Origin of the sequence: Parvibaculum lavamentivorans DS-1 (assembly GCF_000017565.1) — a bacterium.
Lineage (GTDB): Bacteria > Pseudomonadota > Alphaproteobacteria > Parvibaculales > Parvibaculaceae > Parvibaculum > Parvibaculum lavamentivorans.
The window spans coordinates 501,829-523,585 of sequence record NC_009719.1 but is presented as its reverse complement, the minus strand read 5'-3'; the positions used below and the strand labels follow the sequence as shown (position 1 = coordinate 523,585).

Here is a 21,757-nt window from a genome sequence, read left to right as displayed (position 1 = left end):
CTTTCTCTCCTGTTCCGTTTGCGGAGAGAGTAACGGCGAGGGCTCGCCTTCGCCAGCAAAAGGGAGCTATGCTGGCGCTCCGGGGCCAACGCTCCGGCGCGCCGGGGGGCGCGAAACGGGGGACGGCAATGAACAAGAACATGCAGATGCTGCTGGTCGGGCACGGGGCGCTGGTTTTTCTGCTCGGGATGCTGGCGGGATTTCCTTTCGCATCGGTGCTGGTGGCGTCGCTCGAGCCGGGCGGCATCACCGCCTGGCCGGGGGATGTGCGTGCGTGGAAGATGGCGCATATGGAAGGGGCGCTGAACGGGATGCTGATGATCGCGGTAGCAGCCGCGATGACCCAGGCGGCGATGACGGCGCGGGTTCAGCGCATTATCGTCTGGGGACTGATCGTCACGGGCTGGGGCAATATCATCGCTTCCATCGTCTCGGCGATGACGGGCGGACGCGGCCTTGGCTTTACCGGGCTCGACTGGAACACGGTCACATTCACGCTGTTCATGATCGCAATCATCGGCGTCATGCTGGCGATGATCGCGGTGGCCTATGTAGCATTCAGAAACCGCAGCTAGACGCAGCGTAAAGCTGGCGCGAAGGAGGCTCCCTTGTGAGCGTGCGGAGGGCTGCCTAGACTTTCTCCCAACAAGAAACACCGGGAGGAGACCCATGGACTACACGCAGATCACGACGGAGAAGCGCGGCAATATTCTCATCCTGACGCTCAACCGCCCCGACAGGCTGAATGCCTGGACGGCGCGGATGGCGGAGGAGCAGACGCATGCGATCCAGCAGGCGAATGACGACCCGGATATCGGCGCCATCGTGATGACGGGCGCGGGGCGCGGCTTTTGCGCGGGCGCCGACATCAGCGATACGTTCCAGTCGCGCATCGACGGCAAGGACCGCAACAACGAGACCGGCGGCATGCCGCGCGAGGTGGACTGGATCGAACTTGTCCGCTCGTCAAAGCCGATGATCGCTGCAGTGAACGGGCCGGCGGTGGGCATCGGCGTCACCATGATCCTGCCTTTCGATGTGATCGTGGCGGCGGAGGAAGCGAAATTCGGCATGGTGTTCGTGAAGATGGGGATCGTGCCGGAGCTTGCTTCGTCGCATTTCCTCGTCAGCCGAATGGGCTGGGGCCATGCGAACGAGATGATGCTTTCGGCGCGACTCTACCCGGCGGCGGAAGCGAAGGAAAAGGGCCTGTGCGAATATGCCGTTCCGCAGGCGGAGCTTCTCGACAAGGCGCTGGAGATTGCCGGCCGGATCGCGGAGAACCCGTCGCGCCAGCTTCGCATGACCAAGCAGCTCATCTCGCAGAATGCGTGCGAGACGGACATGAAGGCGGCGCAGAAGCGCGAAATCGAGGCGCTGAAGATCTGCTACACATCGGCGGAGCACAAGGAAGCGGTGGACGCCTTCCTCAACAAGCGCAAGCCCGACTTCAGAAAGGCCGCGAGCGCAGCCGCGGAGTGACGCCATGGCTTACGAAGTCGAGCGCATTCCCTTTCACCTGCACTGGCGGGAGAGCTCGGCTTTCAAGGAAACCTATGCAGGCGCGATGGACAGCATCGTCGTCGAAGGACAGCACCTGAAGCCGAAAGGTTCGACTTCAAAGACGGTGCTGATCTTCATGCATCCGACGGGGACGATGAACCTGCTGCCGATGCCGAACGGGCTGGCGGCGGCGGGCATCCCCTGCCTCACCTGCGGCAGCCGCTATCCGCATAATGACAGCGCGCTCATCATGGAGAAGGTGCTGCTCGATCTCGGGCATTACATTCGATATGCGAAGGAGAAACTCGGCTACGAGAAAGTGGTGCTGGCGGGATGGTCCGGCGGCGGGTCGCTTTCGATGTTCTATCAAAGCCAGGCCGAGAAGCCGACGATCACCAAGACGCCGGCGGGCGACCCTGTGGACATTGCGGGCGCGGGGCTTATTCCGGCCGATGCTGTGCTGCAGCTTGCGGCGCATGTGAGCCGGGCGATCACGCTGACCGAATGGCTCGACCCGTCGATCCGCAATGAGCTCGACCCATCGGACCGAGAGCCGGAGCTCGATCTCTACAACCCGGACAATCCGAATCAGCCGCCCTATACGGACGCCTATGTGCAACGCTATCGCGCGGCGCAGATTGCACGGTCCGGGCGGATCGACGCCTGGGTGCATGGCAAGCTCGAACAGATGAAACGCGAGGGGCGGGAGAATGAGGAGCTCTCCTTCGTCGTCCACGGGACGATGGCGGACCCGAGATGGCTCGATCTTTCCATCGACCCGAATGAGCGCAAGGGGCCGAACTGGTGCTTCATGGGGGAGCCGAAGATCGTCAACATGATGCCGGCGGGGCTGGCGCGCTACTGTTCGCTGCGCTCGTGGCTCTCGCAATGGTCCTACCGGGAAAGCCGGGCGGACGGGCCGAAATGCGCGGGCGACATATCCGTGCCGGTGCTGGTGATCGAAAACGGCGCGGATGACGGCTGCACGCCTTCCCATGCGGCGCGGATTTTCGCGGGCGTCCGGCACGACGACAAGGAACTTCACCTCGTCAAAGGCGCGACACACTATTATATAGGGCAACCCGACAAAATGGCCGAGGCCATGAGTATCGTGGCCGGGTGGCTGAAAAAGAAAAAACTGCTGGATTGAGTTTCATGAATGTTGCTGTGAGTAAGCCGCCGGCGCGGCGCAGATTGCCGCTGCCGGATGGGGAGATTTCTTATCTCGAATGGGGCACGAGCGACGAAGGCAAAACGCCGCTCCACTTCGCCCATGCCAACGGCTTCAACGGGCAGACCTATTCACGCATTCTTTCGCGGCTTGCGGATGATTTCCACATTCGTGCCTGGGACGCGCGGGGGCACGGCGCGACGACGCTGACGGCCGACCCGGCGCGGCACCGCAACTGGTATGTCTATCGCGATGACCTGATCGCCATGGCGGAAGATTTCGTCAAGGCGACGGGGCAGAAGATCATCCTGGCCGGGCATTCGATGGGCGGGGCGGCGAGCGTCATGGCGGCTTCGGCGCGGCCGGACCTTGTGCGCGGGTTGGTGCTGATCGACCCGGTGATGACGCCGGCGAGCTTCCGCCTCATCATGGCGCTTTACAAGCTGACCGGGCGGAAGGGCGGACCGATGTCGCTTGCCGATGGCGCGGAGAAGCGGCGCGCGGTTTTCGCCGACCGGCAGACGATGGTGGAACGCTATCTCGGGCGCGGCGCCTTTCGCACCTGGCCGCGCGAATTCATCGAAGACTATGTGGAAGGCGGCACGCGCATCCGCGACGACGGGCAGGCGGAGCTTCTCTGTGCGCCCACATGGGAGGCGGCGAATTTCCGCGCGCATGGGCACAACATGACGAGGGCGGTGCGCGACCTGCATGTGCCTTTCGCGCTGCTTTACGCGGAACAGGGCTCGACCTGCCGCACGCCCTTTCCCATGCTGATGAAGCGGCGCGACCCGAAAGCGCATGTGGCGCAGGTGCCGGGCTCGACGCATTTCCTGCCGATGGAATTTCCCGATCTCGTGGTGCAGGAGATACGCGGCTTCAAGGCGCGGATGGAGGCGGAGGGGCGTTAGTCCGGCCCATAGGTCTTCAGCAGGCCCGCGCCGATGCGGTCGTTCATGATTTCGGTGCTGCCGTCGGTATAGGCGGCGATTTTGGCGCAGGCGAGGTGGCGGGCGAGGCCGTGTTCCTCGCGGAGACCGGTGGCGCCCATCGACTGGATGCAATCGGCGATGCGGGGGAGCGTGACGCGGCCGGCGAATTTTTTCGCATGGGCGGCGGCCATGACTGCATCCTCGCCGCTGTCGATGAGGCGGCCGGCATGGAGCGTGAGGCCGCGCAGGGCTTCGAGGTCGTTCGCGACATCGCCGAGCGACCAATTGAGCCCCTGATGTTCGAGCAGCGATTTGCCGAAGGTCTTGCGCGCGGCACCATAGGCGAGCGCGGTTTCGAGGCTGGAGGCGAGGAGACCGGCGCACATGGCGGCGACATAGACGCGGGCGCCGTTGACGCCTTTCATGGCAAGCTTGAAGGCATCGCCGGGCCCCGCGAGCATGTCATCTTCCGGCGCCAGATAATTTTCGAGCGTGAAGCCGCCCGCGCCGATGGCGTGGCCGCCCATGAGCGCATAAGGCTCGGCGCGGCGGAAGCCGGGACGGCGCGCATCGACCAGGAAGCAGGCGATGCCGCGCCAGCCGGCGGCGGGGTCCGTCTGCACATAGGTAATGAAGAGATCGGCGATGCCGGCGTTTGTGATCCAGCCCTTTTCGCCATCGAGGCGCCAGCCGCCATCCGTTTTCGTTGCGCTTGTGCGGATGGCGGAGAAGTCGCTGCCGGCGCCGGGCTCGCTCAGGGCGGTGGCACCGAAGATTTCGCCGGACATGAGGGCGGGGACGTGCTCCTCGCGGTGGCGGGCAGTGGCCGAGAATGCGAGACGGGCGGCGACGTTCTGCGTGTTCACCAGCGAGAAAGCGAAAGCCATGTCGGCGCGGGACATTTCCTCGCAAAGCGCGAGCTTGACCATATAGCGGTGGCCGAGGCCGCTTGCGTCCTTCGGTGTTTCGAGGCGGAGAAGGCCGAGGGCGGCGGCCTCGCGCAGAGCCTCGACCGGCTGGCGGCGCTCACGCTCCCACGCGGCGGCATTGGGCGCGACAGTGGCGCGGGAGAAGGCGGCGGCGCTGTCGAGGAACGCACATTCCTCCGCCGTCAGTTCGCTGCGCAGAAAACCCGTCATGCCCCCCTCCCCTTCTTTTTGTCAGACGCCGAGACCTTCGATCACCAGCGCTTCGAGATTGGCACGCATTTCATCCGGGATGGGAATGGATTTACGCGTCGTGAGGTCGAGCGCGATGGCGACGGCTTCGGCGGTGGCGACGGATTGGCCGGATTCGAGATCGAAGAGCCAGTGGCACCAGGTGTAGGTTTTCGGGCCGACCTGCTTCAAGCCGCTGCGGAGCGTCAGCAGATCGCCGACACGCGGGTAGCGGCGATAGACGAAACGGTATTCGAGCGCGGCGCCGCCGATTGTCGGTGTTTTGGAGCGGTCGGAGCCGCTGGTCTGGGCGAGGAGGTTCGGGATGCCGTCCGAGACGATACCCATGAAATGGCGCACGGAGAGGAAGCCCTGCGTATCGCAGCGCGCGGCATCGACCTCGCCCTGCCAAGTACGGACCATGCCCATGGCATCTGCTTCCTTCAGCTTCGGCGCGGGGCGCGGCTCGTAGATTTCGAGGCCGCGGGGCGCGCCATGCGCGGGAAGCGCGACGATGAGTGCCTTCGCCGCCGCCTTGGCCTTGGCGGGGAGCGGCTTCAACTCGCGGCTTTCATCATCCACCCATTGCACTTCGGCGATGAAAGTGGCGGCGGGTTCGCCGGAAACGGTGTTCACCATTTCCTCGTAGACGCGGAGGCCGAAGTCGCGCACCTCGAGCACGCCCGCGCGGAGGAAGAAGGGCGCGCCGGGACGCTGCTCGCGCAGGAAGCGGACGTGATGATCGCTCACCTGCAGCCGCGCACCTTCGTTGCGCGCATTGCGGGGTCCGAGACCGAGGGCAAGCGCGAGCGCGGCGAGGCCGGAGCCCGCCTTCTCGACATAGAACTGCACATTCATGTGGCCCATCTGGTCGCATTCCCAGGTCTGGACGCTGGAGCGCGCGACTTCGATCATCTCACTCATTTTTCTTCTTCCTTTTGCCGATGACGATTTTGCGGATGAGGTTCAGGCCCGCGCGTTCATGGATGACGGCAGCGGAACGGCCTTGCGGCTCGCCTTGTCGAAGAGGAGACCGGCGCCTTCGGCGACGCAGGCGACTTCGCCCGTGTCGCCGCTGAATAGCCAGTGACGGTAGCGGATGGTCTTGCCTTCGGTGGCGAGAATGCCCGTCCGTACAAAGAGGGTTTCGCCCGCGCGCAGCTCGCGGAAATAAGCGAGGCGCATTTCGACCGTTGCCGTGGCGAGGCCGCGCGCCGCCTGTTCGTGGCGGCCGAGGCCGGCATGGGCCCACATATGGCCTTGCGCATCCGAAAAGCGGGCCATGAAGAAGCGCGCGTTCATGTGGCCGTTGGTATCGCATTCCCAGGTGTTCACGACGGAGCGGTTGGTCTCGACCATGCCAAGCTCGTCGGCGCGGACGAGCGAGACGTCGCGCTCCACGGCTTCCTTCGGCAGCGAGCGCGGCAGGGCTTCCGGCGGCAGCGAGACCATGAGCGACCCGGCGCGGCGGCGCGCCTCTTCCGGCCATTGAGTGAGGCGGCGGGTTTCGAGATCGAGGCAGCCTGTGTCGACGACAAAGGTGGCGGCGAGACGATCGTCGAGCGCTTCGCGCATTTCCTGATAGATGCGGAAGGTCTTGTCGCGGATTTCGACGATGCCCGCGCGGATGACCACGAGGTCGCTCGCGCGCAACTCGCGGTGGAAGCGGATGTGATGTTCCAGCGCGACATAGCCGAGGCCGGAGGCGGGCTGATCGAGCGCGGCGAGGCCGAGGGCGACACGGAGATTGAACGAGCTGTCCGAGCCCTTGGCGATGTAGTGCTGGATGTTCATGTGGCCCATCTCGTCGCATTCCTGCAGCGAGACATAGCCGCGATAGGTGTCGATCATGGCGGGCATCGGATGACTTCAATGGCGGGTGCCGCAGCATAGGGGCCGGGCACCCGCTTGTCATGCCTCGGGCAAGGCGGCGAGGCGGTGCGCGAGGAGACTTTCGGCGGTGAAGCCGAGCGCGCCGAGGCGGCCCGAGGCATCGAGCACGCGCAGGCCAATGAGAAGCGCGGCGAGGGAAAGGATTTCGCGGTGGGCGGCCTCGCCTTCAAGGCCGGTGGCGGCGCGGAGCGGGCCGCCCAGCGTTTCGAGGACGGAGATGACGCGGCCCGTGACCGCGCGGTCGAGATCAACGGGCAAATTTTCCGCCGACATGAGGCGGCCGGCGAGGCGGACATGGGGCGCGTTGCCGGCGGTCGCCTTCAGCGCCTCGCGCGCGGCGGCGGCGAGGGCCTCGGCGGGACCGGAAGCGCGCTCGGCGGCTTCGCGCATACGGCGCGCGAGGTGGCCGAGTTCCTCCGCCGTGAGGGCGATGGCGAGTTCGTCGATGCCGCCGAAATAGGAATAGACGGCGCCTGCGGCATAACCCGCTTGCGCCGCGACGGCGCGGATGGTCAAGGCTTCGGGACCGCCTGCATCGCAGACGCGGCGGGCAGCGGCGAGGATGGCCTTGCGCTTGTGGTCGCGCAGCGCAGAGCGGCGTTTTTCGGCGGCTGCGGCCGTCATCAGAATTTGTAGGTTGAGCGGGAGATGCCTTCGGCGATGGGGGCACCGCCGTCGCGCTCCTTCACCGCCTGCTGGAAGCCGACGCGTTCCGCGCGCTCCTTGAACCAGACGCCTTCGGGCGAGTGGCGGGTGATGCCGTCGAAAAGGGTCGCGAACATCTGCGTCGTGTTGAGCCCCATGTTTTCATAGGCCTGATTGACGAGGAGCTTCTGCATCATGAGCTGGTTGCGGGGGATGCCGGCCATGCGGTTTGCGAGTTCATCGACGCGGGCATCGAGCGCATCGTCGGGTACGGCTTCGAGGACGAGGCCCATGTCTGCCGCTTCCTTTCCGCTCACGAGATCGCCGGTGAAGAGCATGCGCTTGGCGCGCTCCGGCCCGAGGCGGTAGACCCACATGGCGGTTGTCGGGCAGCCCCAGACGCGGGCGGGCGGGTAGCCGATCTTCGCGTCGTCCGCCATCACCACCATGTCGCAACAGAGCGCGATGTCGGAGCCGCCGGCGACGGCGAAGCCGCGGACCTTGGCAATGGTTGGCTTGTGGCAGCGCCAGAGGGACATGAAGTCGCGCGTGTTGGCATGCATCATGTTGAAGTCGACCATGGGGTCCCAGGGGCGGGGGTCGCCTTCCGGCGTGCCGGTGCCCCGATTGCCGCGCGGCGCCTCGGCGAAATCCTTCAGATCATAGCCGGCGCAGAAGGCGCGGCCGGCGCCTGTGAGGACGATGACATGGACGCCGTCATCTTCGGCTGCCATGTCGACGGCCTGCGCGATCTCGCGCGGCATGCCCGAGGCGATGGCATTCAGCCTGTCCGGGCGGTTCAGCGTGATGGTGGCGATGCGGCCCTGGCGCTCATAGAGGATGTGTTCGAAGGGCATGATTTCCTCGCGATTTCGATATTTCTTGAACTTATATCAATAAATTGAACATTGTTCAATTCGCGAAAGAAAGACAAGATAAGCGCGGGGTGCGCGCCCCAAAATGAAAAACAAGAGAGATTCGCGAGAGGAAGAACAATGAATTGGAGCATGTGGATCAGGCAGGCGCATCGCTGGCTGTCGATCATCTTCACGCTGGCTGTTGTCGCCAACTTCACGGCCATGGGGCTGGTGGGGGAGCCCCCCATGTGGGTGGTTTACTCTCCCCTGCCCCCGCTTTTCCTGATGCTCCTTACCGGGCTCTACATGTTCGTGCTGCCCTATACGAGGAAGGGCCGCGGGAAGGCCTAGCCGGCAACGCTTTTCAGGAAATCATCGGCGCGCTTGTTGGCGGCGGCGGCGAGTTCGCCGGGGAAGGCGATGAAGCCGTGGGCGCCGCCAGGGAAGACCGCAAGCTCGGCCTTGTTGCCCGCGGCAGTCCAGCGCGCATGCATGAAAAGCGAGTCGTCGAGCAGCGCATCCCGCGTGCCGATGCTGAAAAGGGCAGGCGGCATGTCGTGGAGCCGGGCATAGAGCGGCGAGACATCCGGATCGCGCCGGTCGATCTCCGGCGGCAGGAAGGCGTCGCCGAATTTCTCGATGTCGAGGGTGCGGAGGATCAGGCGCTCATTGCCGAAGGCGCGCTGGGACGGCGTCATGGACATGTCGAAGGCGCCGAAGACGAGGTTCGCGCCCGCAAAGCCGGTGAAGCCGTGCTTGTCGCGCATGCGGATAAGCGTGACGGCGGAAAGATGCGCGCCGGCGCTTTCGCCGCCGATGGTGAGCAGGTCTGTGCCGAACTCCGTCTTCGCGTTCTTGGCGAGCCAGATGGCGGCGGCCTCGCAATCATCCGGGCCGGCCGGATAGGGATGTTCGGGAGCGAGACGGTATTCGACGCTGACACAGGCGAGGCCGGTGTTCTTCGCTATGCGCTCCAGCATCGGATCTTGCTGGTCGGCGCCGCCGAGCACCCAGCCGCCGCCATGAATATGGAGGTAGACGCCTTTTGGCGACGTTTCCGGGGCGATGACGCGGAGGGTTATCTTGTTGCCCGCCTTACCGTCGATCACGATCTCGCGGGCTTGCGGCGATTTCGGCGCAAGGGGGAAAGCGCCCTCGCCTTTCGCGCGCTGCTCGCGGAAAGTGGCCACGCCGACTTCCCACCATTCAGGCAGCTCCTTCATGGCACCGACGATGAAATCATTGATGCCTTTGGTTTCCGGCGAAATGGCTTCGGCGGTGAAGAGCTTCGGATCGAACGGATTGCTGCCTGACATGATATCCCCGGTGTTCAAGTTTCTTTGGAGAAATTAGACCGGATGTCTAGACGATCCGCCAGCCCCAATGATCCGCACCCTTGTCCATGCGGCTCGTGACTTCCAGGCGGAGGCGGCGGTTGTGGACGGCGAGCGCACCTTCCCAGAGCGCGTTCCAGGCGTCGAAACAGGCGGAGGTGACGCCCTCCTTGCCGGCCATCATGCGCCATGAGCGGGTGCGGAGCGTGGCACCATCGACTTCCGCCGCGTCGCCGCCCGCATCGAGGAGCGTGGCGAGGTAGCGGGCGAAAGCCTGCGCATCGTTCCCCTTCACGTCGGTGAAGGCGGCTGTCGTGTCGTAGCATTGCATGCCGATGAGGTGGCCGGTTTCCCAGCCGAGCTTGCGCGCTTCGTCCTCGCCGAAGAGCGAGACGGCGGCGGGGAGGATCGAGCGAATATATTGCACGGCGTAGTTGCGCTTCGCCTTCACCATGCGCTCTTCCGACCATGCGACATGGGGGAGTTTTGCGGTATCGACATCGGGACCCCGCTCATCGAAGCGGAAGCGGAGGCGTTCGTCTTCATCGAGGGAGCGATCCTCCTCGATGAAATAGCCTTCGAGGCAAGGATCGACGCGGGTGGTGATGGCGGTGCAGACGAAGCCGAGATTCGGATTGCCGAGGCTGACGCCGACCTGCGAGTGGAAGCCGCGCATGAAGGCGATGCTGACATCGTTCGGCACGGCGCAGATGGCGGCGCCGTCCCATATCCAGCGGGGCGGCAGGTAGCGCACCCAGGCCTTCCTGTCGCTTTCGGGAATGAACTCGCATTTCACGCCGCCGACATGATTTGCGAGATAGATATATTGCGCGCAGGCGACGGCGGGCGGCAGCTTGTCGAGGCCGAGACTCTTGTAGCCCGCACGGAATTTTTCCAGATGCTGGGCGCGGAAGGTGCGGAAGTTCAGCTCGGTCGCCGCTTCCGCACCCTTGAAGGCGACGGCGCGGAGGATGAGCCCGGTCAGGAACTTCTGGTGAAGCTCGGCGCTGGCGCGCCAGGCATTCAATTCGGTTTCGCTTGCCGCCATGTCACTCCCCCGATTTTCTTTCGGGGGAGTGTAGCCATCAAACGGCGGCGGCGTAAGGCGGGGCGGGATCGTATTCCATTGCGCGCTGCGTCTTGCGGGCGTGATCTGCTCCATGCATCTGGCCGACGACCCAGAGCGCCATGTCGATGCCGGCGGAGACGCCCGCCGCGGTGACGACATTGCCATCGCGCACATAGCGGATGTTTTCGATGACCTCGGATGCCTCGCCGCGCGCGCGGAGCGTTTCGATGAAACCCCAATGGGTGGTGACGCGCTTTCCCTTCGCGGGACCGGCAACGCAGAGAAGGAGCGCGCCGGTGCAGACGCTTGTGACCCATTCGCAGGCAGGGGCAACTTTCGCAATCCAGCCGAGCAGGCTCTTGTTGCCCGCTTCACGGCGCGTGCCGATGCCGCCAGGGACAAGCAGGAGGTCGAGTTTTTCCATATCGGCGATGCCCGCATGAGCCTCGACGCGCATACCCTTCGCGCCCGTGACGGGCCCGCCCGTTTCCGAAATCAGGATCACCTTGTCGGGATGCTCGCGGCCTTCATGGCCGTAGACTTCGTTCGACATGGTGAAGACTTCATAGGGGCCGACGAAATCGAGCTCCTCGACACCGTCGAAAATCAGGATGCCGATGGTGCGGCTCTTCGCGTTTATGGGGGACATTCCCATTCTCCTCAAAGCGACGGTTGCAGGAAGCGGGGTTGCGCAGCATTCATGCGGTCGAGCAAAAGCGATTCCTCTGCGATGCGGATGACTTCCCGGATGGGCTCCGGCACTTCATCAGGCGAGGCATAGCTGAAGGGTGGCGCGGGGTAATATTCGATGCCGAGCTGGATGGTCTTCGCGGTGTCTTCGCCCGCGATGAGACGAGCGAGGAAGAGCGCGCCGTCGATGCCGGCCGAAACGCCCGCCGTGGTGACGATCTTGCCGTCGCGGTGATAGCGCGAATTGACGACGGTGGCGCCCAGCGCGGCAACATCGGCGCGCGCATTGATGTTGGTGGTGACGGTCTTGCCCGCAAGGATGCCGGCGGCGGCGAGAAGCTCGACACCATTGCAGACGCCGAAGGTCCAGGTGGAGGCCTCGTGCAGGCGGCGGATGAAGGCAAGCGTCGCCTCGTTGGCGAGTTGCGGCTCGACGCCGGGGCCGCCAGGAACATAGAGGATGTCCGTTGCCTCGACTTCAGAATAGTCCCGCCAGGCGGCCATGCCGCCGGAGCGGAGATCGTCGGCGATGATGGTTTTGCGCTCGGCGACGAATTCGACTTCGGCGGTGGGAAGCCAGCCGAGGACGGCATAACCGCCGACGGCATCGAGCATGGTGAAGCCGTCAAAGAGAAGAATGGAGATGCGCATTGCCTGTTTCCAGCGGTGAGAAGGTACGGGGAGCATCGCGCCGCGCGGTGCGGAAGCGTTCGCGGTAACGGCCGGGTGTGACGCCGAGATGGCGAATGAAGGCGCGGCGCATGCGCTCGGCGGCGCCGAAGCCCGCATCGGCGGAGACGGCGTCGAGGGAGTGATCGCCATTGGCAAGGCGGCGACAGGCTTCGTCGAGACGCGCGCGCTCCACGAATTGCGCGGGCGTGAAGCCCGTCTCGGCGACGAAGTGGCGCGCGAAGCTGCGCTCGCTCATGACGGCGCGCGCCGCGAGCGCAGGCACGGTGAGATCGGCGCGGGGATTTTCGATGACAAAGGCGCAGACGCGGGCAAGTCTCTCATCTTCGACATGCTGGGCGGCGAGCTGGGCGGAGAATTGCGACTGGCCGCCGGGGCGCATCAGATACATTACATGATGGCGCGCAAGGGCGAGCGCCATTTCGCGGCCGAGATCTTCCTCCACCAGCGCCAGCGCGAGATCCATGCCTGCCGTGACGCCGGCGCTTGTCCAGAATTTTCCGTCGCGCACATAGATTGCATCTTCTTCGACCGCAACCTTCGGAAAGCGCCGGCGCATGGTGGGCGCATATGCCCAGTGGGTGGTGGCGCGGCGTCCGTCGAGCAAGCCAGCGGCAGCGAGGATGACCGCGCCGGTGCATATCGACACGACACGGCGCGCGGGCGCGGCGGCGGCGCGAACGAAGGCGAGAAGATGCCGGTTCTCCATTTCCACGCGCGAGCCGAGACCGCCGGTCACCATCAACGTGTCGATCTTGCGGAGGGCGGCGGGCGGGATATCCGCGAAGCCGCGCGCCGCCATGAGCAGGAGGCCGCTGGTCGTGGCGACAGGGCCGGGCTTTTCCGCCACCAGCTCGATTTCATAGGCGGCGCGGCCATCCGGAAATGTCGCCGCCGAGAGGAGCTGCACGGGGCCTGCCACGTCCAGCACCTGAGCGCCGTCATAGATCACCATCATCACGCAGCGCGGGGCGGCGGGGGGTGGCGTTTTTTTCTGCTTCGCTGACATGCGAGAAGGCTAGGCGGAAGGCGGCTTGGCGGGAATGACAAAGAGCAGACATTTTCTGCCAATGACACTGGGGACGCGGGCCAGATCAAACCTCGGCCAGCGGAGCGATTCGTCAGTCTCCGCATGATTTGACGCAAGGTAAAAAGAGAATTTGTGCATATTGCTCGACACATCTGGAATATACTTACAATACTGTTCGGAAATATACTTCCTCTTCCATTCACCTAGGCGCTCATTTTTTCGCCGTAATGCGCCATAAGTTGGTAATTAAAGTATATAATAGTAAATATACTTGCCTTTCTTTTCATGCGTGCGGAAAGTACAAATCAGCTTGTGTCCCTGCCCATTTCCGCTCCGGTGGAGATGCGCCTCAACAGGCGGTTCGCTTTGGCAGAAGCGGCCGGGAGGGTCGAGGGGAGGAACCTCGCAAGCCGGTGCAGTAAGTCCGTGCGTTTGAGTGTTTCCGAGCGAAATGCGCGCCGATGGCTCCTTATTGCCCCGGCTTTGATGAGGCAATTGGGGGAGCCCGCTACCGGGCCATGCGCTGCGCAAGCACTTCATCCCGCTTTTCATCCTTCCCTTCCGGCAAGCACGAGAGCCGCGGCGCCATGGCGCGGATGCGAGAGGCTTTGCACTAAAGCGGGCTGTCCAGATGGGGGGCGGAACGTGAGTGAGGAGGGAGACAATGAAAAAAAGAAGAGAAGGCCACCGGCTGGCCGCGCTCGCCGGTCTGGCGACGCTCGGCACGGCACTGGCAGCGGCCCCGGCTTTTGCCACCGAATACAAATTCGGCGATACGACGCTTTCGATCGACTCGATTGCCTCGGTCGGTGCGACGCTTCGCGCCTCGGGGCAGGATTGCCTCTATGTGGCGGCCGTCAATGGCGGGTGCCGCGACGGCAACAACAATTCAGCGAACATCAACACGGATGATGGGAACATCAACTTCGACCAGTGGGACATCGTATCCGCGCCGGTGAAGGTTGTTTCCGATTTCGAGCTTCGCTGGAAAAACTGGGGCGCCTTTGTGCGCGCGCGGGCCTATTACGACCACGCCATCTACGAAGAGGCCGGGCAGAACAGCACCCGTTTCGGACAGCGGCCGCTCACGGACAATCTGCGCGGCAACGACGCGCGCAACAGCGCCAGAGGACTCGACCTTCTGGATGCCTTCGTGTTCACCAATTTCGATCTCGGTACCATTCCGACGTCGCTGCGCGCGGGCAAGCAGGTCATCAACTGGGGCGAGAGCCTCGCCATTCAGGGCGGCATCAACCAGTTCAACGCCATCGACGTTGCCGCCATTCGCACGCCCGGCGCGGAGCTGCGCGAGGCGCTGCTGCCCGAAGAGAGCGTCTATGTGAACCTTGCCCTGCCCTACGATCTCAGCTTCGAGGCCTTTTACGCCTTCAACTGGCGTCAAACGGAGCTCGACGCCGTCGGCACTTTCTTCGCCTCAAACGATATTTTCGGACCGGGCGGCGGATATGTGAATACAGCCGCGCCCGAACAGCCTCCGCTCGGTTCGCCGGAAAATCCGGGGACGATCTACAGGGGAAATGGCGACCTGCCCGACGACCAGGGGCAGTTCGGCGCGAAGCTCGGCTACTGGGCCGACTGGCTCAATGACGGCACGGAACTCGCCGCCTATTTCGTGAACTATCATTCGAAGCTGCCTTACCTCGAATACAGCAATGGCGCACCCGCCGCGGTTGACGGAAGTCTCTGCGCACCCGCGCCTTCCTGCGGCCTGCCGCAGCAGCTATACCGGGACGCCTATCCGGAAGACATCAAGTATGTCGGCACGAGCTTCGCTACCACGATTGCCGGCACCTCCGTTGCAGGCGAGGCGCTTTATTCCTGGAACATGCCGCTCGCCATTTCCTCCGGCGAGACGCTTGGCGCCCGCTGGATCGACAACGCAACGGGCGGGGCAGCGGGCGCTGCCGTGCTTCCCTATGACATGACGCCAGGCGCCTTTCCCAAAGGCTATTTCCGTGAAGACGTAATCAACGGCCAGATGTCGTCGATCACGGTGCTCAATCCGTCAAATGCGATCACGCGCTTCTTCGACGCGGCCAGCACAACCCTGATTTCCAATGTTGGCTTCCAGTATCTGCCGAGCATCAGCGATGACCGCCTCTCCGTCACTAGCGGGGGACGCGGTTCGGAAATCACCCATCCGAATATGGCGGTACAAATTCCGCTGTATCAGAACCCCAATCAGCAGCTCATCCATGCCGATACGTTTTCGACCGGCTATCGCCTGATCGGCTTGCTGACCTACAACAACGTGTTCAATACACCATGGAGCGTGTCGCCGACCATTCAGTGGCAGCACGATGTAAAGGGCAATTCGGCCGGCACGATCGGGCCGGGCTTCATCGACCGCCGCAAGACAGTCACGCTTGGCGTTACCGCGGACCTGCAAAGCACGTGGCGCGCCAATGTGAGCTACACGAACTCCTTCGGCAACGAGTTCCAGAACTACATGCAGGACAGAGACTTCATCTCGGCGAGCCTCTCCTACGCTTTCTGATGTCTCTGCCGGCGAAAACAGAAACGCCCCGTTCGAGAGAACGGGGCGTTTTTTATTTCGGGCGGGGCGTCCTCCGATCGCATGTCTTGCATAGATGCCTGCGCGGAAGTCAGCGAGTCGATGGCCTGAAACAGGGTGGCCGGAAAGCTGCCGGCGAATTCCCTTAGGCTGGTTGTATCTATTCATTTTGCACTTAGACAATTTTCCTTCGACTGGTTTGCAATAATTCACTTGTTTTTATCGCTGCGTCACAAGTTGACGCAAGGTAACAACGACGAATCCAAGCATTCCCCAAGGTAAGATTCAAGAAGTCGTTCCGGCTTCCAGCCTCATTTCCCAAGCAATGACTCTCATTAAATCCATGTTATTTACAATAGAGTCAGCATTAAACGTGTTGTCTGAAAACTAGACTCCAATACTTCTTGCTTTTACTTGAACAGCCCAACAGATTTATACCGCCGTCTAGTTTTGCCGGAGCGGGCGGATCACCCGAAGCAGGGCTGATCCAGAAGGGGGAGAAGCCGGGGCGTTCTTCAACAACAATAATTCTGTATACGGAATATTGTCCTCAGAGAGCACAGGCCCGGTCCCTTTTCTTTCCGTTGTCGTTCCGGCGATGCAGGCGCACCGCCCATCGAGCCCGCCCACATCGAAGACGGCGGGCCGGGCAAGAATGAGGGAACGAAATTCGAGGAGGGAAACCGATGAGTGCGAGCAAGCGAGGACGCCACCTTTGCGGGCTTCTTGTATCCGGCATGCTGACTGCCGCATACGCGGGCCCCGCAGCCGCAGTGGAATACAATTTCGGCGAAGCAACACTGTCGATCGACTCGATCGCATCCGTCGGCATGACGATGCGCGTGTCGAAGCAGGACTGTATGTATATCGCGGTGGTGAACGGCGGGTGCCCGGACGGCATCGGCCAATCGGCCAACATCAATACCGATGACGGCAATATAAACTTCGACCAGTGGGATATCGTCTCGGCGCCGGTGAAGGTCGTCAGCGACGCAGAACTTCGCTGGAAGAACTTCGGTGCATTCGTGCGCGCCAAGGCCTACTACGACTACATCGTGCACGAGGAAGCCGGAACCAACTCCACGGACTACGGCGTCCGGCCGCTTACCGACGCGCTCCGCGGCGACGATGCACGGAACGCAGCACGCGGCGTGGATTTGCTCGATGCTTTCGTCTTCGCGGATTTCGATGTTGGCAGCGTGCCCACATCGGTTCGCTTCGGCAAACAAGTGATCAACTGGGGCGAAAGCCTTGCCATTCAGGGCGGCATCAACCAGTTCAATGCCATCGACGTTGCCGCCATCCGCCTGCCGGGTTCAGAATTGAAGGAGGCGCTGACGCCGGAGGAAAGCATATATGTGAACGTTGTGCTTCCGGCCAACTTGAGCTTCGAAGCATTTTACGCGTTCAACTGGCGGCAGACGGAACTCGACCCCGTGAGCACCTTTTTCTCGGGCGCGGATATTGTCGGGCCGGGTGGCGCCTATGTGAATACGGTGATCCCCGAGCAGCCCAATCCGAACACGGCAGCAACGCTCTATCGAGCGCCCAGCGACGAGCCCGACGATCAGGGCCAGTTCGGCACCAAGCTTGGTTACTGGGCGGGATGGCTCAATGGCGGTACGGAGCTGGGGCTTTACTATGTGAACTACCACTCCAAGGCGCCATTCATCGAGTACAGCAACGGCTTCCCGCCCGCTATCGCCGGGCTCGTGGGCGGCCTCGCGGGCGGGTTCCCGGCCCAGTACTACCGAACCGCTTTTCCGGAGGACATCGAATATGTCGGTACGAGCTTCGCGACCACGGTTGCGGGCACGGCGGTGGCCGGCGAAGTGCTCTATTCATGGAACACGCCCTTTCAGATTTCCTCTTCGGAAATCCTGGGTGCGCGATGGATCGACAATTCGTCGGGCGGCCTCGCGGGCGCCACGGTACTGCCTTACGACATGACGCCGGGAGCCTTTCCGGCGGGGTATTTCCGCGAGGACGTGATAACGGGGCAAGTCTCGACCATCACGATCCTCAACCCTTCAAACGCAGTTCCGAAATTCTTCCGGTCGGATCTTGCAATACTGATTGTGAATGCCGGCTTTCAATATCTGCCGAGCATCAGCGATGCACGTCTCTCCGTTCTCAGCGGCGGTCGAGGCTCCGAAATCTCGCATCCCAATCCTCTGGTGCAGGGCGCGCTGTTCAACGTGAACCAGGAACTGATTCACGCGGATACGTTTTCCAGCGGATACCGGGTTATTGCCGGTCTCGACTACAACAACGTCCTGAACACCCCATGGAAGCTGTCTCCGAATATCCAGTGGCAACACGATCTGGGAACCTCGGCGGGCAGTATCGGACCAGGCTTCCTTCAGGACCGCATGACGGCATCCGTTGGGGTTACGGCCAACCTGCAGAACGTTTGGCAGGCGGAACTTCGTTACACAAATTCCTTCGGTAACAAGTTCCAGAACTACACACAGGACCGCGACTTCGTTTCATTCAGCGTGTCCTACGCTTTCTAAGGAGCGTGCCGGGGCGGACGTTCCGTCCCGGCACTCCCAACAACAAGAAGCGACACAGCCGAAGACGGCGTCACCATCTCGACCCGCCGGCTTCGCAGCTTGAAGTCAGCATCCCTCAACACCTGCGACGCGGCTCCCTTGAGCCGCGTTTCCTTTTACTGGGCAAACAAAAAAACGCCCCGTCGCAAGACGGGGCGTTTCAGTGCCAGCGGAGGGAAGCCGATCAGGCGGCCGCCTTCTCCTTCGACGGTGCGAAGCGGCCGTAGAAGGTGTCGCCCTTTTCGGCCATGTCGCGCAGGAGCTTGCCCGGCGTGAAGCGGGGCCCGTATTTCTGGGCAAGCTTGTCGCAGGCTTCGACAAACTCTTTCGTGCCGACCATGTCGATCAGCGAGAGCGGGCCGCCGGCCCAGGGCGCGAAGCCCCAGCCGAGGATGGCGCCGACATCCGCATCGCGCACGTCGGTCACCACGCCTTCCTCGAAGCAGCGCGCGGCTTCGAGCGCCTGAATGTAGAGGAAGCGGTTTTTCAGCTCCTGCACATCGAGGTCGTCGGGGTCTTGCGATTTACCGGCGAGATCTGCGAGGCCCGGCCAGAGCTTCTTCTTGCCGTCTGCGGGATAGTCGTAGAAGCCCTTGCCCGCCTTCTTGCCGACGCGGCCGAGGTCCACGACCATCTTCTTGACGAGATCGTCTGCCGGCGAGCCGACATATTTGTCGCCGAGGTCCTTCTTCGTCTGCTCGCGCACCTTGTAGGCGAGATCGAGCGAGACTTCGTCGTTCAAGGCGAGCGGCGCCATCGGCATGCCGGTCATCTTGCCGACATTCTCGATCATGGCGGGGGGTACGCCCTCGCCCAGCATGGCGAGCCCTTCGCCGACATAGGTGCCGAAGCAGCGCGAGGTGTAGAAGCCGCGGCTGTCGTTGACGACGATCGGCGTTTTCCTGATCTGCTTCACGTAGTCCATCGCCTTGGCGAGGGTTTCGTCGCTCGTCTTCTTGCCCATGATGATTTCGACAAGCTGCATCTTGTCGACGGGCGAGAAGAAGTGGATGCCAATGAAGTTATCGGGCTTCGCGGAGGCTTCCGCGAGACCGGTGATCGGCAGCGTCGAGGTGTTGGAACCGTAGATGCCGCCAGCAGCGAGCATCGGTTCGGCCTTCTTCGTCACTTCCGCCTTGATGTCGCGGCTTTCGAACACAGCTTCGATGACGAGGTCGGCGCCCTTGAGGTCGTCGTAATTCGTCGTCGGCTTGATAAGGCCGAGCAGCTTATCCGCTTTTTCCTGCGTGGTCTTGCCGCGTTCGAGCGCCTTCTTCAGAAGTTTCTCCGAATAGGCCTTTCCCTTTTCGGCATTCGCCTGATCGGTGTCGAGGAGCACGACTTCCATGCCGGCCTGGGCCGAGACATAAGCAATGCCCGCACCCATCATGCCCGCGCCGAGAATGCCGAGCTTCTTCACCTGGAAGGCGGGAACGCCCGACGGGCGGCGCGCGCCCTTGGCGAGTTCCTGCATGGAGAGGAAGAGCGAACGGATCATCGCCTTGGAACGCGGGTCCATCAGCAGCTTGGTGAAGTAGCGCGTCTCGATGCGGAGCCCCGCCTCGATCGGCACCTGGAGTCCTTCATAGACGCAGGACATGATGAACTTCTGCGCCGGGAAGTTGCCATGCGTCTGCTTGTGCAGCGTGGCATTGCCGATGGTGAAGACCTGACTTCCGCCTTTCCCGTTCGGGTCACCGCCGGGCACCTTGTAGCCTTCGCGGTCCCAGGGCTGGATGGCGATGGCGTAAACCTCGGGGCCCTTCTTGCCGAGTTTGACCTTTGGCTGGGCGAGACCTTCCTTCAGCCATGCCTTGGCGGCCGGGATGAGTTCGGCGGCGGGCACGACCTTGTGGAGGATGCCGGCCTTCAACGCCTTTTGCGGATCAAGCGAGGTGCCCTGAAGGATCAGCGGCAGGGCGGCCTGCGCGCCGATGAGACGCGGCAGACGCTGCGTGCCGCCGCCGCCGGGCAGGAGGCCGACCTTCGCTTCGGGCAGGCCGATCTGCGTTTTCGGATTGTCGCTGGCGATGCGGTAATGGCAGGCAAGCGTGACCTCGAGGCCGCCGCCAAGCGCGGTGCCGTTGATCGCGGCGACCACGGGCTTGCCGCAGGTTTCGAGGCCGCGCAGCAGCATGTTGAATTTGAGGTTGCCCTCATACATCGCCTTGACGCGATCTTCCTGCGAGCCGCTGCCCGAACCGCCGGCCTGCCCGCCCATCATGGAGAGATCGGCGCCGGCGCAGAAGGCATCCTTGCCGGAGGTGAGGACGGCGCCCTTGATGGCATCGTCCGACATGATCTTCTCGATGATCGAGGCCATATCGGCCATCGAGCTTTGCGAGAGGACGTTCATCGAACGGCCAGGCATGTCCCAGGTGATGAGGGCGATGCCGTCTGCGTCGAGTTCGAATTTGAAATTTTCGTAAGGGGTCATTGTCGCCTCACACGCGTTCGATGATGGTGGCGGTGCCCATGCCCGCGCCCACGCAGAGCGTGATGAGGGCCGTGTTGAGATCGCGGCGTTCGAGCTCGTCGAGCACGGTGCCGAGGATCATGCCGCCGGTGGCGCCAAGGGGATGGCCCATCGCGATGGCGCCGCCATTGACGTTCATCTTGTCGTGCGGAATGTCGAGCGCCTGCATCATGCGGAGCACGACGGAGGCGAAGGCTTCGTTCAACTCGTAGAGGTCGATGTCTTCGGGCTTCATGCCAGCCTTGGCCAGCGCCTTGCGCGATACGTCCGCGGGGCCCGTCAGCATGATGCAGGGCTCCGAGCCGATGGAGGCCATGGCGCGGATGCGGGCGCGGGGCTTCAGGCCGAGGGCCTTGCCGGTCGGACCGTTGCCGACGAGGACTGCGGAGGCGCCATCGACGATGCCGGACGAATTGCCGGCGTGGTGCATATGGTTGATCTCCTCGATTTCCGGATAGCGGTCGAGGGCGACGCCATCGAAGGCGAATTCGCCGAGCGAGGCAAAGGAGGGCTGCAACGCGGCGAGCGACTGCATGGTCGCATCGGGACGCATGTGCTCGTCATGGTCGAGGATGGTGAGGCCGTTGATATCCTTCACCGGGATGACGGATTTGGAAAAATAGCCTTTGTCCCAGGCGTTCTTCGCGCGCTTCTGGCTTTCGACCGCATAGGCGTCGACGTCGGCGCGGGAGAAGCCGTATTTGGTGGAGATGAGATCGGCGCCGATGCCCTGGGGCGTGAAGTAGGACTTGAACGCGATGTTGGGATCTGTCGACCACGAGCCGCCCGAGGCGCCCATGCCGACGCGCGACATAGACTCGACGCCGCCGCCGATTGCCATGTCGGCTTCGCCGGACATGACCTTTGCCGCCGCCATGTTGGTGGCTTCGAGGCCGGAGGCGCAGAAGCGGTTGATCTGCACGCCGGCCGTCGTCTGCGCGTAGTCGGCGTTCAGCACGGCGATGCGGGCGATATCGCCCCCCTGTTCGCCGACGGGGTCGACGCAGCCGAGCACGACGTCATCGACTTTCGATGTGTCGAGATCGTTGCGGTCGCGGATCGCCTTCAGCGTCTGGGTGGAGAGTTCAAGCGCGGTCACTTCGTGGAGCGCGCCATCCTTCTTGCCCTTGCCGCGCGGTGTGCGCACGGCGTCATAGACAAAACATTCGGTCATTCTCTGTCTCCCTGGGGGACTGGGTTCTTGTTTGCGGGTCGCGGG

General features: G+C 63.0%; 19 protein-coding genes. 7 read left to right on the top strand and 12 right to left on the bottom strand.

The features are described 5' to 3' along the window. Nucleotides 1-128 precede the first annotated feature (128 nt). The 4 genes from PLAV_RS18660 to PLAV_RS02435 all read left to right on the top strand — a co-directional run bounded on the left by PLAV_RS18660 (nt 129) and on the right by PLAV_RS02435 (nt 3,585). Nucleotides 129-575 (top strand): styrene oxide isomerase, encoded by a 447-nt coding sequence (locus tag PLAV_RS18660; protein ID WP_143710155.1) that lies wholly within the window; start codon nt 129-131, stop codon nt 573-575. Nucleotides 576-669: 94 nt separating this feature from the next. Next, nucleotides 670-1,482 (top strand): enoyl-CoA hydratase/isomerase family protein, encoded by an 813-nt coding sequence (locus PLAV_RS02445; protein ID WP_011995395.1) that lies wholly within the window; start codon nt 670-672, stop codon nt 1,480-1,482. Between the two features lie 4 nt (nt 1,483-1,486). Then, complete coding sequence (locus PLAV_RS02440; RefSeq protein WP_011995394.1) at nt 1,487-2,653, top strand: alpha/beta hydrolase; 1,167 nt, start codon at nt 1,487-1,489, stop codon at nt 2,651-2,653. Between the two features lie 5 nt (nt 2,654-2,658). Next, nucleotides 2,659-3,585, top strand: coding sequence for an alpha/beta fold hydrolase (locus PLAV_RS02435; RefSeq protein WP_011995393.1), 927 nt, complete (start codon nt 2,659-2,661; stop codon nt 3,583-3,585). Here PLAV_RS02435 and PLAV_RS02430 read toward each other — a convergent pair. Genes PLAV_RS02430 through PLAV_RS02410 form a run of 5 tightly spaced genes read right to left on the bottom strand, consistent with a single transcriptional unit; the run spans nt 3,582 to nt 8,158 of the window. Then, the gene (locus PLAV_RS02430; protein ID WP_011995392.1) at nt 3,582-4,745 is read right to left on the bottom strand and encodes an acyl-CoA dehydrogenase family protein; all 1,164 of its coding nucleotides are present in this window, start codon (nt 4,743-4,745) and stop codon (nt 3,582-3,584) included. The genes PLAV_RS02435 and PLAV_RS02430 overlap by 4 nt on opposite strands. 21 nt (nt 4,746-4,766) lie before the next feature. Further along, nucleotides 4,767-5,687 carry a thioesterase family protein gene (locus PLAV_RS02425; RefSeq protein WP_011995391.1) on the bottom strand — a complete coding sequence of 307 codons (921 nt, stop codon included), beginning with the start codon at nt 5,685-5,687 and terminating at the stop codon, nt 4,767-4,769. A 42-nt stretch (nt 5,688-5,729) separates the two neighbouring features. After that, on the bottom strand, nt 5,730-6,623 hold the full coding sequence (locus PLAV_RS02420) for a thioesterase family protein (RefSeq protein WP_011995390.1): 894 nt from the start codon (nt 6,621-6,623) through the stop codon (nt 5,730-5,732). A 51-nt stretch (nt 6,624-6,674) separates the two neighbouring features. Then, nucleotides 6,675-7,280, bottom strand: a complete 606-nt coding sequence (locus PLAV_RS02415; RefSeq protein ID WP_011995389.1) for a TetR family transcriptional regulator — start codon at nt 7,278-7,280, stop codon at nt 6,675-6,677. Further along, nucleotides 7,280-8,158 (bottom strand): crotonase/enoyl-CoA hydratase family protein, encoded by an 879-nt coding sequence (locus PLAV_RS02410; RefSeq protein WP_011995388.1) that lies wholly within the window; start codon nt 8,156-8,158, stop codon nt 7,280-7,282. The genes PLAV_RS02415 and PLAV_RS02410 overlap by 1 nt, the downstream gene beginning before the upstream one ends. A 138-nt stretch (nt 8,159-8,296) precedes the next feature. Here PLAV_RS02410 and PLAV_RS02405 point away from each other — a divergent pair, with 138 nt between their 5' ends. Continuing rightward, nucleotides 8,297-8,509: a hypothetical protein gene (locus PLAV_RS02405; RefSeq protein ID WP_011995387.1), complete on the top strand. Its 213-nt coding sequence runs from the start codon at nt 8,297-8,299 to the stop codon at nt 8,507-8,509. Here the strand turns inward: PLAV_RS02405 and PLAV_RS02400 are convergent. The 5 genes from PLAV_RS02400 to PLAV_RS02380 are packed head-to-tail and all read right to left on the bottom strand — an operon-like array spanning nt 8,506 to nt 12,950. Beyond that, nucleotides 8,506-9,474, bottom strand: coding sequence for an alpha/beta hydrolase (locus tag PLAV_RS02400; protein WP_011995386.1), 969 nt, complete (start codon nt 9,472-9,474; stop codon nt 8,506-8,508). The two genes, PLAV_RS02405 and PLAV_RS02400, sit on opposite strands and share 4 nt — an antisense overlap. A 46-nt stretch (nt 9,475-9,520) precedes the next feature. Next, nucleotides 9,521-10,540 carry a hypothetical protein gene (locus PLAV_RS02395; protein ID WP_011995385.1) on the bottom strand — a complete coding sequence of 340 codons (1,020 nt, stop codon included), beginning with the start codon at nt 10,538-10,540 and terminating at the stop codon, nt 9,521-9,523. Nucleotides 10,541-10,577: 37 nt separating this feature from the next. Beyond that, nucleotides 10,578-11,210 (bottom strand): DJ-1/PfpI family protein, encoded by a 633-nt coding sequence (locus tag PLAV_RS02390; RefSeq protein ID WP_011995384.1) that lies wholly within the window; start codon nt 11,208-11,210, stop codon nt 10,578-10,580. An 11-nt stretch (nt 11,211-11,221) separates the two neighbouring features. Beyond that, complete coding sequence (locus PLAV_RS02385) at nt 11,222-11,902, bottom strand: DJ-1/PfpI family protein (protein WP_011995383.1); 681 nt, start codon at nt 11,900-11,902, stop codon at nt 11,222-11,224. Continuing rightward, on the bottom strand, nt 11,877-12,950 hold the full coding sequence (locus tag PLAV_RS02380; RefSeq protein ID WP_011995382.1) for a GlxA family transcriptional regulator: 1,074 nt from the start codon (nt 12,948-12,950) through the stop codon (nt 11,877-11,879). Before PLAV_RS02380 ends, PLAV_RS02385 begins: the two co-directional genes overlap by 26 nt. Before the next feature lie 685 nt (nt 12,951-13,635). Here PLAV_RS02380 and PLAV_RS02375 point away from each other — a divergent pair. Together PLAV_RS02375 and PLAV_RS02370 are read left to right on the top strand one after the other, a co-directional pair. After that, nucleotides 13,636-15,489 (top strand): DUF1302 domain-containing protein, encoded by a 1,854-nt coding sequence (locus tag PLAV_RS02375; RefSeq protein WP_011995381.1) that lies wholly within the window; start codon nt 13,636-13,638, stop codon nt 15,487-15,489. 704 nt (nt 15,490-16,193) lie between these two features. Continuing rightward, nucleotides 16,194-18,023, top strand: coding sequence for a DUF1302 domain-containing protein (locus PLAV_RS02370; protein ID WP_011995380.1), 1,830 nt, complete (start codon nt 16,194-16,196; stop codon nt 18,021-18,023). 223 nt (nt 18,024-18,246) lie between these two features. On the opposite strand, the gene PLAV_RS02365 is transcribed toward PLAV_RS02370, so the two are convergent. After that, the gene (locus tag PLAV_RS02365) at nt 18,247-20,499 is read right to left on the bottom strand and encodes a 3-hydroxyacyl-CoA dehydrogenase NAD-binding domain-containing protein (protein WP_011995379.1); all 2,253 of its coding nucleotides are present in this window, start codon (nt 20,497-20,499) and stop codon (nt 18,247-18,249) included. Between the two features lie 7 nt (nt 20,500-20,506). Beyond that, nucleotides 20,507-21,712, bottom strand: a complete 1,206-nt coding sequence (locus PLAV_RS02360; RefSeq protein WP_011995378.1) for an acetyl-CoA C-acetyltransferase — start codon at nt 21,710-21,712, stop codon at nt 20,507-20,509. Between the last annotated feature and the right edge of the window lie 45 nt (nt 21,713-21,757).